Below are 15,319 nucleotides of genomic sequence, written 5' to 3'. Positions count from 1 at the left end.
GTCCGGAAATGTTTCGCGTTCTGACCGCTGGCACGTGAATGGAGTCGGCGACGGCTCTCGGCCGTGCGCTGGAGTTTCTGGGAGGCGGTACAGTTGCGCCGTGACTGAGCAGACGTTGGTACTCATCAAGCCGGACGGCGTGGCCCGCGGCCTCGTCGGGGAGATCATCACCCGCATCGAGCGCAAGGGTCTGAAGATCGCGGCGCTGAAGCTCGTGAACGTCTCCGAGGAGCTGGCCGCCCAGCACTACGCCGAGCACGCCGAGAAGCCGTTCTTCGGTTCGCTCATCGAATTCATCACATCCGGTCCGGTCGTCGCGGCCGTACTCGAGGGTCCGCGCGGCATCGCCGCCTTCCGTCAGATCGCGGGCGGCACCGACCCGGTCGAGAAGGCCGTGCCCGGCAGCATCCGCGGCGACTACGCCCTCGAGACCCAGTACAACCTCGTGCACGGCTCCGACTCGCCTGAGTCCGCCAAGCGTGAAATCTCGCTCTGGTTCCCCGAATTCACGCTCTGAGCTCTCGCGGTGGCCGCGCCGCCGCAACCCCTACGAAGATCTGGGGTCTGACACCCGGATCCCCCGAGGCAGAGGTTGCCGACCGCCCCGCCGCCCCGCATGGCCGGCGCGGGGCGGGCGGTTCTCGGCCGCACATCGGTCGGACGCGGCGCGGTCCGCGTGAGACTCGCGAGGCCTGCTCCGGGCCGCGTGGGCACGACGCCCCGACGTGGTGTGGGATACTGGTTGTGGAAGTGACCGACGCCGACCATTTGTGGCCGGTGGCGTTCACCTTCGATTGACACCGCGGAGCGACGGACGATCATCGCTGCCGCCGACGGCTTCCAAGACTCGGCCGCCGGGCAGGCACGCTGGATGAACGCTCGTGACACGGAGTTGAGCCAACCAACCAGGCGCCACGTGACCAGTTAGCCCGAACGACGAGACACCGGTGATAACGGGCCACGCGGCGCGAAGACTTACGATCTCGCGCCCGCGGGCGTGAGGCCAACAAGACAGCGCCCCCGCGTCGGCCGCGTCACTCCTCGGAGGGACGCGCCCGGGGGCTCCGAGGAGAATTCGTGGCCGATCAAGAGCCGCTGGAAGCATCGCAGGTGAACGGTAAAGGGGAGGGCGCTCAGATCACCCCGGCTGCCGAACAATTGCCGGAACGGATCCGAGTGCACGCACTGGCGAAGCTGCTGGGCACCACCAGCAAACGTATTCTGGCCCACCTGACCGAGATGGGCGCGCAGGCGCGAAGCCCCCAATCGAGTCTGGACCGCACCGTCGCCGAAACCGTGCGCGACGCCTTCGGCCCGCGGGATGTCGAGGCCGCCGAGCCGGTCGCCGCCCTCGCGCCGATCGCCGAGACGACCGTCGACGCGGCCATCGCCGCCGGTGACGATCGAGCCGCCGACGAGATCGCCGCCGAGGAGGTCGAGGCCGCCGAGGCGTCCGAAGCCGCCGAAGGGGCGGCCGGCGTGCCGCAGATTACCCTGTTCGCCAGCCCGTTCCAGAGCGAGTCGAGGGCCGAGGAGCCGGTCCAGTACCAGCCGTCCGCCATGGTGGCGGCGCCGCTGTTCCTGCCGCCGGACGCCACGGCCGCCGAGGAGGCCCGCCGCAAGCGCCGCGCCGAGCGCAAGGCCCGCGTCGAGGAGCCGGTCGCCGAGGAGAAGGTCGTCGAGGCGACGGCCGTCACCGAGGAGACCGCGTCCGAGGACACCGAGGACGAGGCCGACTGGGACGGCGACCAGGACCGCGAGCAGCGCGAGGGCGCCTCGCGTCGTCGCCGCCGGGGTCGTCGAGGCCGTGGCCGGGGCCGGGGAGAACACCACGGCGACAACGACATCGACGAGGCCGAGGGCGAGGAACAGCCCGACGCCGAGGCCGACGAGTCGGCCGAATCCGCCGACACCGAGTCCGGCGAAGACGAGGACGAGGGCGCGCCGCTGCCCGAGGGCTCGAGCAGCCGTCGCCGCCGTCGCCGGCGCCGCCGCAAGGGCGGGGAGGACTTGGAGCCCGAGGCCGCCTACGACGATCCGCCGAACACCGTCGTGCATGAGCGCGAGCCCCGCAGCAAGCGTCGCGTACAGGTGGACGAGGTGCAGGGCATCAGCGGCTCGACCCGCCTGGAGGCCAAGCGCCAGCGCCGACGCGACGGTCGCGAGGCCGGCCGCCGCCGCCCGCCCATCCTGACCGAGTCGGAGTTCCTGGCCCGCCGTGAAGCGGTGGACCGGGTGATGGTGGTGCGCGAGAAGCACTTCCCGGACCACCCGACCTCGACCACCCAGGTCGCGGTGCTCGAGGACAACATCCTGGTCGAGCACTTCGTGACCTCGACGGGCTCCGCATCCATGGTCGGCAATGTGTATCTGGGCAAGGTCCAGAACGTGCTGCCGTCGATGGAGGCCGCGTTCGTCGATATCGGCCGTGGCCGCAATGGCGTGCTGTACGCGGGCGAGGTGAACTGGGAGGCCGCCGGACTGGGCGGCAAGGAGCGCAAGATCGAGCAGGCGCTCAAGCCCGGTGACACGGTGCTCGTGCAGGTGTCGAAGGATCCGGTGGGCCACAAGGGAGCTCGCCTGACCACGCAGATCAGCCTGGCCGGTCGCTTCCTGGTGTACGTGCCGGGCGGCACCTCCACCGGCATCTCCCGCAAGCTGCCCGACACCGAACGCAAGCGGCTCAAGGAAATTCTGCGCGACATCGTGCCGCAGGACGCCGGCGTCATCATCCGTACCGCTTCGGAGGGCGTGTCCGAGACCGAGCTGGCGCGCGATGTCGAGCGGCTGCAGGCGACCTGGCGCACCATCGAGGAGCAGTCAAAGAACGGCTCGGGCGCGCCCAAGACGCTGTACGAAGAGCCGGACCTGCTGGTCAAGGTGGTCCGCGACCTGTTCAACGAGGACTTCTCCAAGCTGGTCATCGAGGGCGAGCGCGCTTGGACCACGGTCGAGAACTACGTCCGCACGGTCGCCCCGGACATGCTGTCCCGCGTCGAGCGCTACGGCGTTGACTCTTCTTCCCGCTCCACCGTCCCCACCGTGGATGTCTTCGGCAGCCTGCGCATCGACGAGCAGCTGGCCAAGGCGCTCGACCGCAAGGTGTGGCTGCCCTCGGGCGGCACCCTGGTGATCGACCGCACCGAGGCCATGACCGTCATCGACGTCAACACCGGCAAGTTCACCGGGTCGGGCGGGTCGAACCTCGAAGAGACCGTGACCCGCAACAACCTGGAGGCGGCCGAGGAGATCGTGCGCCAGATGCGGCTGCGCGATATCGGCGGCATGATCGTCGTCGACTTCATCGACATGGTCCTCGAGTCGAACCGGGATCTGGTGCTGCGCCGGCTCACCGAGGCGCTGGGCCGCGACCGCACCCGTCACCAGGTCTCCGAGGTCACCTCGCTGGGGCTGGTCCAGATGACCCGCAAGAAGCTGGGCACGGGCCTGGTCGAGGCGTTCTCCACCACCTGTGAGACCTGCCACGGCCGCGGCATCCTGGTGCACAACTACCCAGTCGAGTCGTCGCCGCCGGTCGAGAGCGGCGACGGCGTGGGTCGCCGTGAGGGTTCACGCCGCCGCCGCAAGGACCGCCATGCGGCCGCCGTCGAGGCCGCGGCCGTCGAGCCTGCGGTCGAGGAGAAAGCCGACAAGGGCGAGGTCAGGGAGAAGGCCGAGCAGGCCGCCACCAAGCGCGCCCATCCGGTGGCTCTGGCCATGGCCGCGCATGCGGTCGAGGAGTCCGCGCACGCGGCGTACGAGGACGCCGTCGCGGCCGCCGACGCTGCCAATGCGCTGCTGGCCCAAGGCGAATCCGCGACCGCGGCCGATGTCGCCGCCGCGGAGTCCATCATCGTGCGCGAGGCCGAGAACGCTGCCGCTGAAGCCGCCCTCGCGGCCGAGGCGGCGACGAAGGTCGAGGAAGCGGCGGAAAGCGCTGCGGCCCAGCCCGCGACGAACGGCACAGCCGCCGCCGACATGCTGGCCGCGACCGATGCCATGGCATCCGGGGTCGTGGGTGTCGAGTCCGAGCCCGCCGCAATCGAATCGCCGATCGCCGAGGCGCACGCGGCCGTCGCCGCCGTGACCGCCGCTGAGCGCGTGTCCGGCCGTCGTCCGTCCCGTCGCCGGGTGGCGCGTACGGCGTCGGCCCCGGCCGCCGACAGCAAGGGCGCGGTGTTCGTGCTCTCCGGCACGGATCAGTCCGACAAGCCGGGCTTCAACCTCGATGACCTGGCCCCGGCCGTGGTTCCGCCGCGGGCCCGCCCGCGTCGTCGGGCCGCGGGCCGTCCCGCCGGTGCGCCGGAGGGCGAGAACTAGCCCGCTCGCGTGAGACGACTGTGGCCCCGCCGGAATCCCGGCGGGGCCATACGTTTTCGCGGGGCAGCATGTGCTCCGAGTGCGGAAAGCGAGAAGACGGGCGGTTCCGCCGACGCGGCGGTTGCCTGCGCGCGGACCGGCTTACGGGGAGAGGGGCGGGCTGTTCTCTACTTCTTCTGATAACGGGCGGACACATAGGTGCTGACCACCACCATGACGGCGATGATCAGGGCGATGATGACGGCTGCTGTCGACCAGGCCATGGCAAGTCCTCAGGTTGGGCGGCCACTGTGCTCTGATGCTGTGTTCGGGCCGCTTTGTGACCAGCGTATGTCGCCGTGACGTGCGGATTCTCGTGCCGGAAGTCGCCAGGGTCCCGGCCGGAAGTCCTCGATTCGGTATCAGCCGAGTTCGTAGTCGAACCAGATGCGGTGCGTGCCGTCCGCGTCGATGGCGATATCGCCCTTACCGGTGATGCCCGCCAGCTCGCCGGTGCCGCTGCCCGGGACGATGGAGAAGAAGCCGTCGGTGCGGTCGGTGCCGGTGGTGGAGGCCGAGTGCACGAAGTTGAACGCACCCGCCCGGCCGTTCAGAGAACCCTCGAACGATTCCATGGCCAGGTAGGTGCCGACGCCGGAGGCCTGGTCGTATGCCGCGGTGAACAGGGTGGCCGAGCGTCCGGAGATCTCGCCGTCGAACTGCTTCTCCATCTGTGAGATCCCGACCGGCAGTCCGGTGGCGATGGCGGGGTCGGGGGTCACCTCGGTGGGGATGAAGGACTTGACGCTGAAGGTTCCGGTGGCTCGCATGGTCTCGATCCTGCCCGACTCGTGCCGGAAGATCTTGTAAGAACGCGACACCTCGGGTGAGGGGCGGATAACCCGGTTTGGAGGGGGTCGGCCGTGTCCTGTAGTCTTGGTCAGTCGCTGCCCCCTGCGACGGCACTCTGTTGTGACTAGTGCTGTGACTGGGTCCGGTTCGGTTCGCGGAACCACTGGCCCGAGGCGGCGGTGAATACCACCAGACCAGTCTGCGGCGGTTTCCGGATGTGTTCCGAGTGACCGCCGTGTGAGCAGAGTGCCGAGCACTTGTAAAGAAAGAAGGGCAGCCGACCGATGGCAACGTACGCGATCGTCAAGACCGGCGGAAAGCAGTACAAGGTCGCGGTCGGTGACCTGGTGAAGGTCGAGAAGATCGAGGGTGAGCCTGGCACTGCGGTGTCGCTGTCGCCGGTGCTGGTCGTTGACGGCGCCGAGCTGACCACCGATGCTGACAAGCTGGCGAAGGTTTCCGTGTCCGCCGAGGTCGTTGAGCAGACCAAGGGCCCGAAGATCCGCATCCACAAGTTCAAGAACAAGACCGGCTACCACAAGCGTCAGGGCCACCGTCAGAAGCTGACGGTCCTGAAGGTCACCGGCATCAAGTAATCCGACCAGGGGTTCGTCACCCCGGCACGAGGAGTTAGCAATGGCACATAAGAAGGGTGCATCCAGCTCGCGCAACGGTCGCGATTCGAATGCCCAGCGGCTCGGTGTGAAGCGCTTCGGCGGCCAGTCCGTCAAGGCCGGCGAGATTCTGGTTCGCCAGCGCGGCACGCACTTCCACCCCGGCGTCAACGTCGGCCGTGGCGGCGACGACACGCTGTTCGCCCTGGCGGCGGGCGCGGTGCAGTTCGGCACCAAGCGTGGTCGCAAGACCGTCAACATCGTGGTTCCGGAGCCGGTGAACGCCTGACCGGCGGACCGGAGCTTTTCCACACACTTCGAAGCGGGTCAGGGTGAGGAACCCTGACCCGCTTTGTGTTTTTGAGACAATACGATGCAGCTCACTGATCTGTGATCGTCCGCCCTGTGGTTCGTGGCGCGTCTTGTTCCGGACTGCGCTCCGCTCCCCGCGCTTGGAGTGGGAGAGCGGAGGAGGGAAGAACGAGACCTTCAGGGCCGTGAACCCGCCGGAGCAAAGCGGAGGCAGAGGATACAGCATGTCCAAATTCATCGATCGTGTCGTATTGCACGTTCGTGCGGGCAAAGGCGGCCACGGGTGCGCCTCGGTACGCCGCGAGAAGTTCATGCCGTTGGGTGGTCCCGACGGCGGTAACGGTGGCAATGGCGGGGATGTGATCCTCGAGGTCGACCCGAACGTGCACACTCTGCTGGACTTTCACTTCCATCCGCATGCCAAGGGCGGCAATGGCAAGCCCGGTGAGGGCGGCAACCGCAACGGCAAGCAGGGTGAGGAGCTGGTGCTGAAGGTGCCGGACGGCACCGTGGTCATGAGCACCGACGGTGAGGTGCTGGCCGATATGGTCGGCGTCGGCGCGCGGTATGTGGCCGCGCGGGGCGGGCGCGGCGGGCTGGGCAATGCCGCACTGGTGTCGAAGCAGCGCAAGGCGCCCGGTTTCGCGCTGCTCGGCGAGGACGGCCAGGAGCACGATCTGGTGCTCGAGCTCAAGTCGGTGGCGGATGTGGGCCTGGTGGGCTTTCCGTCGGCCGGCAAGTCGTCGCTGGTCTCGGTGCTGTCGGCGGCCAAGCCGAAGATCGCGGACTACCCGTTCACCACGCTGGTGCCGAATCTCGGTGTGGTGCAGTCGGGTGACACCACCTTCACCGTGGCCGATGTGCCCGGGCTGATCCCGGGCGCCAGCGAAGGCCGTGGCCTGGGCCTGGACTTCCTGCGCCATTTGGAGCGCTGCGCGGTGCTGGCCCACGTGGTCGACTGCGCGACCCTGGAGCCGGGTCGCGACCCGGTGTCGGATGTGGACGCGTTGGAGGCCGAGCTGGCCGCGTACCAGCCCGCGCTGATCGGTGACGCCGGTCTGGGTGATCTGGCGGATCGCCCGCGCGTGGTCATCCTCAACAAGGCCGATATCCCGGATGCCGACGAGCTGGCCGAGTTCGTGCGGCCGGAGTTCGAGAAGCGCGGCTGGCCGGTGTTCAAGATCTCGGCGGTGAGCCGGGAGGGCCTGCGGCCGTTGACCTTCGCGCTCGCCGAGCTGGTCGCCGAGTACCGTGAGGCGCATCCGATGGCCGAGCCGAAGCGGCAGATCATCCGCCCGGTCGTCAAGGGCGACAGCGGTTTCCGCATCATCAGCGATCCCGAGGTCGAGGGCGGCTTCATCGTCATCGGCGAGCGGCCCGAGCGCTGGGTGCGCCAGACCCAGTTCGACAATGACGAAGCCGTGGGTTATCTGGCCGACCGCCTGGCCCGCCTGGGCGTCGAGGAGGAACTGGTCAAGCTGGGCGCCGAGCCGGGCGCGTCGGTCACCATCGCGGACTACTGTTTCGATTGGGAGCCATCCATTTCGGCGGGTGTGGAGACCCTGATGACCCGCCGTGGCGTGGACCCGCGTCTGGACCAGACCGACCGTATCGGCGCCGCCGAGCGCAAACACGCCTCGCGGGTGCGCCGTGGCTTGGTGACCGAGGACGAGGGCCAGTAATGCAGTGCCGCAACGGCTATTCGCGACGGTGCGGACGGTCGTTGCGGAGCGACGACGGATTCGGGTGCGACGGCGCTCCAACGCCGCGGGCGAATTGAGGTGTGGTGCAAGTGAGTTCAGGTAGCGCGCGGGTAACCGAGCTCGGGGCTGGACTTGGAGCGCTCAGCGCGGCGCGGCAGGCGATCGCGTCGGCGCGCAGCGTCGTGGTGAAGATCGGCTCGTCCGCGCTGACCAGTCTGGAGGGCGGTCTCGACACGGGTCGGCTGGACAAGCTGGCCGATGCGGTGGAGGCCCGCATGCGGGCGGGATCGGATCTGGTGGTGGTTTCCTCCGGTGCCATCGGCGCGGGCATGGCTCCGCTCGGGTTGTCCAAGCGCCCAAGGGATCTCGCCACCAAGCAGGCTGCCGCGAGCGTTGGGCAACTGGCCCTGGCGCACGCCTGGGGCACCTCCTTCGCCCGCTACGATCGCGTCGTCGGGCAGGTGTTGTTGAGTGCGGGCGACTTCGGCCGCCGCGAGCCGCATCGCAATGCCCAGCGCACCCTGGATCGTCTGCGTTCGCTGCATGCCATCGCGGTGGTGAACGAAAACGACACCGTCGCAACGGAAGAGATCCGCTTCGGTGACAATGACCGGCTGGCCGCGCTGGTCGCTCATCTGGTCGGCGCGGATGCCCTGATCCTGCTGTCGGATGTCGACGGCCTCTACGACGGTGACCCCCGAAAGGGCGCCGCGAACTTCATTCCGGAGGTGCGAGGCAGCGCCGATCTTGATGGCGTCATCGCCGGGTCCGGCGGGGCGTTGGGCACCGGTGGCATGGCCTCCAAGCTCTCCGCGGCCCGCTTGGCCGCCGACGCGGGCGTGCCGGTGCTGCTTGCCGCGGCTTCGGATGCGGCGGCGGCCCTTTCGGGTGCGACCGTCGGCACGGCCTTCGCAGCCCGGCCGGTCCGGCTCTCGGCCCGCAAGTTCTGGGTCCGGCATGCTGCCGACGCGCGGGGCGCGGTGCATCTGGACGCCGGTGCGGTGGCGGCGGTGTCCGAGCGCCGTCACTCCCTGTTGGCCGCGGGCATCACCGCGGTATCGGATCACTTCTATGCCGGTGACGTCATCGACCTGATCGCCCCCGATGGTCGCCTCGTCGCCCGTGGCGTCGTCGCCTACGACAGCGACGAACTCGAGACCATGAAGGGCCGTTCCACCACCGCCTTGCCCGACAGCATGCAGCGGCCGGTCGTGCATGCCGACGACCTGGTGAAGGTCTAGCCATGCGATGGCGAAGTACCGGTTACGGTCGAATTGCATTGGGGGAGAGGGGAAGTAACGACCCAAACCGGTCGGTTGGACGCTCAAGTGAGGGGCAGGGGGAGGGCGGGGGAAGGGCAGTGGGCGGGACGGGCCGGAGGTTCATGCTGGAGGAGCACCCGGTGCCGCATCGAGATGTGCCCTTCGCCGATAGCGGTTGCCTGGATCCGGCGCGGTCCGCCCTTGCCGCGCCGGGCTCGCGGTCCGGTGATCGCCCGCGGCTCCGGGTGCGCCCGTACCGCCCGTGGAGGAAGGTATGTACGTTCCGCAACCTGACAGCACCCAGTTGTGGCGGGCGAGCGGCCGTGACACGAGTTTCGAGGAGAGGTTCGCCGAACAGCCACTGCTGCCCGATTGGCACGAACTGCTGGCCGCCTTCTGCGGCCACATCGGTGATCAGTCCGAGGATCACCCGGTCACCCGCTGGGCCCGGGCACTGGCCGAACTGCACCTGCAGCGGCGGGGACAGCCCGGCGACGCGGGTGGGATCGACGAGCTACGGGCTCAGCTGGTCGCGTTCATCGACGAGTGGGTGACAAGCCGGGCGCTGCCGAGGGGTGCAGCGCGGGCCGAGTCCCTCGGGGCCGTGGTGGATGCCATGGCGGCAGCGCATGTGCGCGCCGTGCACCTGCTCAGAACGGTCGAGAACGTATCGGACGAACAAGTACACGCCGCCTGGTTCCTGCTGGCTCAGATGGCGGACGGTTGGACCGATCGGGCCGCAGGGGTTGTCGGCCCGAGAATCCGCCGCTCCGCCTGATCCGCCGGCGCCGTCAGCGCATCCGGGTGGCAGGACGCCCGCGCCGGGCGTGTGAATTACGCATTCACAGGCCCGGCGCAGGTGTCTTCCTCACCAGGAGGGGCGTGCCTCGATCACGCAGTCGGGGGCGGCGGTCGGGATGACCTTGGTGAGCACGAAACCGCTGCGGGACAGCAGGTCTCCGAATTCGGTCTGGGTGCGTTCCCGACCGCCGTCGGTATTCACCAGCATTTCCAGATCGGTCATCTTGCCCGGGTGGGGGCGCTGATGATCCGGTAGGACGATGTCGATAATGAGCAGGCGCGCTTCGGTTTCCATGGCGCTGCGCACGGTACGCAGAATGCGCTCGGCGTCCTCGTCCGACCAATCATGGATGATGTGTTTGAGGAGGTAGGCGTCCGCGCCCTTGGGCACCGATTCGAAGAAGTCACCGGTTTCGACGGTGAGCCGCCCGGACAGTCCGGGCTCTGCCAATCCCTCGGCAAGATTCCCCGCGACGCGCGGCAGCTCGAAGATGGTGCCGCGCATGGACGGATGCCGCCGCAGGATGTCGACGAGCAGGCTGCCGCGCCCACCGCCGATATCCACGATCGATCCGTACCGTCCGAAATCGTAGGCGGCCTGCAGCGGTTCGGCGGCGAGGCTGCTGACGCTGGTCATTGCGCGGTCGAAGGCATCCCCGACCTCCGGATGCGCATCGGCGTATTCGAAGAACGGCATTCCGTCCAGCTCGAGCCAGAGCCCGTGCCCGGTGCGTACGGACTCGGCGAGGTATGACCAATGCTTGCGGTGCAGTTCGGATCCCAAGACCAGGAATAGATCGCGCAGCGATACCGCAGCGTCGCCGCGCAGGCCCCGCGAAATACGGGTCAGCCGATAGGCTCCGTCTCCTCGCTGTGCGAAGACCGCGAAGCTGATCAGGAAGCGCATCAGCCGCCGCAGTGCCGCCTCGTCGACACCGAGCGCCCGAGCGAGCTCACCCGGCTGCTTGGGCCTATCGGCGAGCGCATCGGCGATCCCGAGCTCCGCCGCCGCCGCGACCGCCTGGGTCACGTACCCGGCCGTGGAGATATCCAGCAGCGCGATATGACCGGGCATCAGCCGACGCTGTAGTGCGGCCAGCCCGTCGCGGACCAGTGAGAGCGTGCGCACGATCGGAAGCGGTGGAGCCTTGGGAGATGCCGACGCCATGGTGACCTTCCCGGGATCGTTCGGCGGCTGCGGGAGTTTCTGAGCCTACGCGTTGCGCCCCTGGTGGGCAGTGGTTTCCGCGACCGCCGGGCAACCTCCCCGGCGTGGCGCGGCTCAGGGGGCGGTGAAGGCGGCGGCGTTCTCGCGGGCCCACTGCCCGAAGGTGCGGGCGGGGACGCCGAGCAGGGTCTCGGTGGTGTCGGCGGGGGTTTCGGGCTGATCGGTGGTGAGGCTCCAGATGGTCAGCAGGGCTTTCACGATGTAGGGCGGCATGGTGCGGGACAGCTGGGCCTCCGCCTCCGCCGGGGTGATAGCGGCGATCGGGATCTCGCGGCCGATGGCCTCGGACAGGGCGGCGATCTGCGCGCGGAAGCTGATCGCCTCGGGCCCGGTGAGCTTGACTGTGCGGCCGCGCAATTCGGCGCCGGTGAGGGCGGCGACGGCGATGTCGGCGATATCCAGCGGGTGGATCATGGCCAGGGCGGCGTCGGGGTAGGCGTGTTCGATCGGCTGTCCGGCCGAGACGGCCGGGATCCAGCCGAAGGCGTTGCTGTCGAATCCACCGGGCCGCAGCGTGGTGGTGGTGAGAGTCGAAGCGGCGAGCGCCTTTTCGACCGTCAGGTGGCTTGCGCCTATGGGGTTGGACGCGGCGTCGGGGGAGTCGACCGCGGAGGAGGACAGCAGTACGACGTGCTCCACTCCGGCCTGCTCGGCGGCCTTGACGAAGAGGTCGGCGGTGGCCGGGTTCGCGTAGAGGAAGACCTGGCGCACGTTCTCCAATGCGGCGGTGAGGGTTTCGGGGTCGTCGTCGCGTAGCGCGACCGCCTGGATCCCGGCGGGGAGGTTGAGGGCCGACGGGTCCTTGCTGGCCGCGCGGACCGGCAGGCCCTGGGCATGCAGGCTGGTGAGCACGGCGCGGCCGATCTGGCCGCGGGCACCGGTGACGAGGATGGTCATGGGCGTACTCCGATCGAGTGAGAATCCATGCATATGGACAAATGCATGCTGTCATGCACACATTTGCTCGTCAACACATATGTTCCTGTATGCATGCCGATACTATGTGCCCATGACGCAGGATGACCGCACTCCCGACGAGCTGCTCGATGCCATCGGCCCGGCATTCGGGAAGCTCCGTCGCGGTGTCCTGCAGGAGGTCGAAAATCCCATCACCACCAAGGATTCGACCCGCGCCCTCGTGCTGGGCATGGTGCGCTGCGCCCGGGAAACGGGGCAGGAGATGACGGTGGGGGGCATCGCCGCCGGCATGTGCGTGGACCCCTCGGTCGCGAGCCGCATGGTCACCGACAACATCAAGGCCGGGTACCTGCTCCGCGTCCCCTCCCAGCTCGACGGCCGCCGCGCGGTCCTCGAGCTGAGCGAGCGGGGTCTGGAGTTCATGCAACGCTTCCGTGGCCAGCAGCGCGCCGCCTACGAATACATCACCGCCGACTGGTCCGAACAGGATCGCCTCGACTTCGCCCGGCTCATGCTCCGCTACGTCGACGCCATCGACAACCTGAAGGACCGCCGCCCGCCCGCCGATGCTTAGCGTGAGTTCGCCGCGTCGCCCACAATCGATCCGTGCGATCGGCACTGGGTCAGGCGTTGCGGCCATCGCCTGACGAGCTGCCCGCCGGCAGATGCTGAGGCGCTTCGCGATCGGGGCGGCGCTCAGCTCGGCGTCGCCAGCGCGAAGGGTAAGACGGCGGCGGCGCCCGCGGCGCGGAGGGTGCGGGCGGCCAGGGTGAAGGTCCAGCCGGTGTCGGTGAGCGCGTCGACCAGAAGGATGGGGCCGTCGAAGAAGCTGAGATCCGGTGTCTCCCAGGCATTGTGGAGGGCGGCCACGCGATGCGCGGAGTTGGCTGCCGAGACGGGTGGGAGCTCGGGGCGCAGGTGGAGGACGCCGAGGTCTCGCAGGCGGCCGATCTCGGCGAGGCGGGCGGCGAGGGAGCGGGTCAGGATCGGGCGGGTGCCGGAGTCCAGCGCCATGACGGCAGTCGGGCGCTGTGCCCAATTCCATTCGCGCAGCACGGTGGTGCAGGCACGGAGGACTTCGTCGGGGATGGCGGCGTCGGGACCGTCGAGGAGGGGGCGCAGGCGCTGGCCCCAGCCGAGGCTGCTGAGGCGGCCCAGAATCCGACCGGTCTCGGGGCCGTCGGTGATCTTGCCGGACAGGGGGATTCCGAGTTTGGTCAGCCCGGTGGGCCACTGCTTGCGGGGCGCGAGGTCGATGCCGGGGCGGTCCAGGCGGGTGCGGATCTCGGCCAGGTCGGCGGTGTCCACGGCGGTGTCCTGGCGGGCGCCGGTGCAGTTGTCGCAGCGGCCGCAGCGGGCATCCGAAGCCAGGCCGGGATCGTCGAGTTGCCTGCGCAGGAACGTCATTCGGCACTCGGGCGTGGACTCGTAGTCGATCATGGCCTGCTGCTCGGCCTCGCGGGCGGCGCTGAGCCGCTCGTAACGTTCGGTGTCGTACACCCAGGGCTTGCCGGTGCCGAGCCAGCCGCCGCGCACCCGGCGCACCGCGCCGTCCACATCCAGCACCTTGAGCACCATCTCCAGGCGGGAGCGGTTGAGTTCCACCAGCGGTTCCAGAGCGGCTGTGGACAGTGGCCGGTCGGTGTCGAGGGCGGCGAGCACCGAGCGCACGATGTGTTCGCGCGGGAAGGCCACCGAGGCGAAGTAACTCCAGATCTGACGGTCCTCGTGACCGGGCAGCAGCACGACCTCGGCCCGTTCGGTGCCGCGGCCCGCGCGGCCCACCTGCTGGTAGTAGGAGATGGGGGAGGAAGGCGCACCGAGATGCACGACGAAGCCGAGATCGGGCTTGTCGAAACCCATTCCGAGCGCCGAGGTGGCGATGAGCGCCTTCACCTCGTTGTTGAGCAGTGCGGCCTCGAGGGCTTCGCGTTCGGTGGGGTCGGTCTGCCCGGTGTAGGCGGCCACGTGGTGTCCGTGCGAGTTCAGGACGTCGGCGAGATCGTGGGCCGCGGCCACCGTGAGCGTATAGACGATGCCGGAGCCCGGGAGCTCGTGCAGCCGCCGGCTGAGCCAGGCGGTGCGCTGCACCGCATCGGGGATGCGCACCACCGACAGGTGCAGCGACTCCCGGTCCAGGCTGCCGCGCAGCACCAGGGTGTCCGTGCCGATCTGGGTCGCCACATCGGTGACCACGCGGTCGTTGGCAGTGGCCGTGGTCGCCAGCACCGGGACCTCGGATCCGAGATCGGCGATGAGCGTGCGGATGCGCCGATAGTCCGGCCGGAAGTCGTGCCCCCAGTCGGACACGCAGTGCGCCTCGTCGATCACCACCAGCCCCGCGTCCGCCGCCAGTTTGGGCAGGACCGAGTCCCGGAAGTCCGGATTGTTCAACCGCTCCGGACTCACCAGCAGTACATCGACATCCTCGGCCGCCACTCGCGCGTGGATCTCGTCCCACTCGGTGACATTGCCCGAGTTGATGGTCGCCGCAACGACTCCCGCCCGCTCGGCCGCCGCCACCTGGTTCCGCATCAGGGCCAGTAGTGGTGACACGATCACCGTCGGCCCTCGCCCTTGCGCCCGCAACAGCTTGGCGGAAATGAAGTAGACCGCGGACTTTCCCCATCCGGTCCGCTGTACCACCAACGCCCGCCGTCGCCGCACCACCAGGGCTTCGATCGCGGTCCACTGATCCTCTCGTAACCGAGCCTCGGGCCCCGCGAGCTCGCGCAGCAGCGCCTCGGCGTCCGCACGCAGACCGCCCGCCGGATGATCGGAAGCCGATCCACCCGAATGCCGGTCGGCGGCCATGGACGACGGGCGCGACGCGTCGGTCGCCGCGGTGGCCGAAGGATCGGGCGAGGGGGAAGGGGCGGTCGAGGTCACGCGCTCCATCGTGCCCCACGGCACCGACACCGGACTGCCGCCGCCCGCATATTCGGCGAACTTCGCCCCTACTGCGCCGCCCCTTGTGCGCCACCCCCCTGGGCGGGCGGCGCACAAGGGGCGCGCGGATCCGGGCAGGAGGGTCAGCGGCCCGCGGCCAGATGGGCCTGGACGAGGGTGTCGACCAGGCGATCGAGGGGCAACCAGGGGAAGCTGGGCCGGTCCTGGCGAAGGGTGATGAGGCCGTGCATACCCGCCCAGAGGCATTGGGCCGTGGCGTCGGGGTCCAAAGCGCCGGCGGCGGTCGCGGTGGCGGCCAGCAGGCGGATGGTCGGCAGGCCGGGCAGCTGGCCGGTGGTCGGTTCCCAGCCTGGGGTTCCGGCGGTGCCGAACAGCACGCGATAGTGCCCGGGGTGGGCCACGCCGTAGTCGACGAAGGCG

General features: G+C 69.1%; 13 protein-coding genes. 8 read left to right on the top strand and 5 right to left on the bottom strand.

The features are described from left to right. Positions 1-100: 100 nt before the first annotated feature. Both ndk and GLP40_RS10765 read left to right on the top strand, forming a co-directional pair. A complete protein-coding gene (gene ndk, locus GLP40_RS10770; RefSeq protein WP_328289977.1) occupies positions 101-517 on the top strand; it encodes a nucleoside-diphosphate kinase in 417 nt (138 codons plus the stop codon). A 560-nt stretch (positions 518-1,077) separates the two neighbouring features. Beyond that, entirely contained in the window at positions 1,078-4,320 is a 3,243-nt protein-coding gene (locus GLP40_RS10765; RefSeq protein ID WP_407671566.1) for a translation initiation factor IF-2 N-terminal domain-containing protein, read from the top strand. 401 nt (positions 4,321-4,721) lie between these two features. Here the strand turns inward: GLP40_RS10765 and GLP40_RS10760 are convergent, their stop codons facing one another. Next, on the bottom strand, positions 4,722-5,129 hold the full coding sequence (locus GLP40_RS10760; protein WP_154787666.1) for a DUF3224 domain-containing protein: 408 nt from the start codon (positions 5,127-5,129) through the stop codon (positions 4,722-4,724). 306 nt (positions 5,130-5,435) lie between these two features. Here GLP40_RS10760 and rplU point away from each other — a divergent pair, with 306 nt between their 5' ends. From rplU to GLP40_RS10735, 5 genes are all read left to right on the top strand, one after another. Next, positions 5,436-5,747, top strand: a complete 312-nt coding sequence (gene rplU, locus GLP40_RS10755) for a 50S ribosomal protein L21 (protein ID WP_030512746.1) — start codon at positions 5,436-5,438, stop codon at positions 5,745-5,747. 40 nt (positions 5,748-5,787) lie between these two features. Further along, positions 5,788-6,054, top strand: coding sequence for a 50S ribosomal protein L27 (gene rpmA, locus GLP40_RS10750; protein WP_154787665.1), 267 nt, complete (start codon positions 5,788-5,790; stop codon positions 6,052-6,054). Positions 6,055-6,301: 247 nt separating this feature from the next. Beyond that, the gene (obgE, locus tag GLP40_RS10745) at positions 6,302-7,759 is read left to right on the top strand and encodes a GTPase ObgE (RefSeq protein WP_154787664.1); all 1,458 of its coding nucleotides are present in this window, start codon (positions 6,302-6,304) and stop codon (positions 7,757-7,759) included. A gap of 182 nt (positions 7,760-7,941) precedes the next feature. Beyond that, positions 7,942-9,021 (top strand): glutamate 5-kinase, encoded by a 1,080-nt coding sequence (gene proB / locus GLP40_RS10740; RefSeq protein ID WP_407671572.1) that lies wholly within the window; start codon positions 7,942-7,944, stop codon positions 9,019-9,021. A 295-nt stretch (positions 9,022-9,316) separates the two neighbouring features. Beyond that, a complete protein-coding gene (locus tag GLP40_RS10735; protein ID WP_230329427.1) occupies positions 9,317-9,820 on the top strand; it encodes a DUF4254 domain-containing protein in 504 nt (167 codons plus the stop codon). A gap of 90 nt (positions 9,821-9,910) precedes the next feature. Here the strand turns inward: GLP40_RS10735 and GLP40_RS10730 are convergent, their stop codons facing one another. Both GLP40_RS10730 and GLP40_RS10725 read right to left on the bottom strand, forming a co-directional pair. Beyond that, on the bottom strand, positions 9,911-11,011 hold the full coding sequence (locus GLP40_RS10730) for a methyltransferase (protein WP_154787663.1): 1,101 nt from the start codon (positions 11,009-11,011) through the stop codon (positions 9,911-9,913). Between the two features lie 114 nt (positions 11,012-11,125). After that, entirely contained in the window at positions 11,126-11,968 is an 843-nt protein-coding gene (locus GLP40_RS10725; protein WP_154787662.1) for an NAD(P)H-binding protein, read from the bottom strand. Positions 11,969-12,080: 112 nt separating this feature from the next. Here GLP40_RS10725 and GLP40_RS10720 point away from each other — a divergent pair, with 112 nt between their 5' ends. Continuing rightward, complete coding sequence (locus GLP40_RS10720) at positions 12,081-12,563, top strand: MarR family winged helix-turn-helix transcriptional regulator (protein ID WP_154787661.1); 483 nt, start codon at positions 12,081-12,083, stop codon at positions 12,561-12,563. 122 nt (positions 12,564-12,685) lie between these two features. Here the strand turns inward: GLP40_RS10720 and GLP40_RS10715 are convergent, their stop codons facing one another. Both GLP40_RS10715 and GLP40_RS10710 read right to left on the bottom strand, forming a co-directional pair. Further along, complete coding sequence (locus GLP40_RS10715; protein WP_154787816.1) at positions 12,686-14,803, bottom strand: RecQ family ATP-dependent DNA helicase; 2,118 nt, start codon at positions 14,801-14,803, stop codon at positions 12,686-12,688. Between the two features lie 218 nt (positions 14,804-15,021). After that, the gene (locus GLP40_RS10710) at positions 15,022-15,300 is read right to left on the bottom strand and encodes a TetR-like C-terminal domain-containing protein (protein ID WP_196054610.1); all 279 of its coding nucleotides are present in this window, start codon (positions 15,298-15,300) and stop codon (positions 15,022-15,024) included. Positions 15,301-15,319: the final 19 nt, after the last annotated feature.

Origin of the sequence: Nocardia aurantiaca (assembly GCF_009708175.1) — a bacterium.
Lineage (GTDB): Bacteria > Actinomycetota > Actinomycetes > Mycobacteriales > Mycobacteriaceae > Nocardia > Nocardia aurantiaca.
This window is presented reverse-complemented; position numbering and strand designations above follow the sequence as displayed.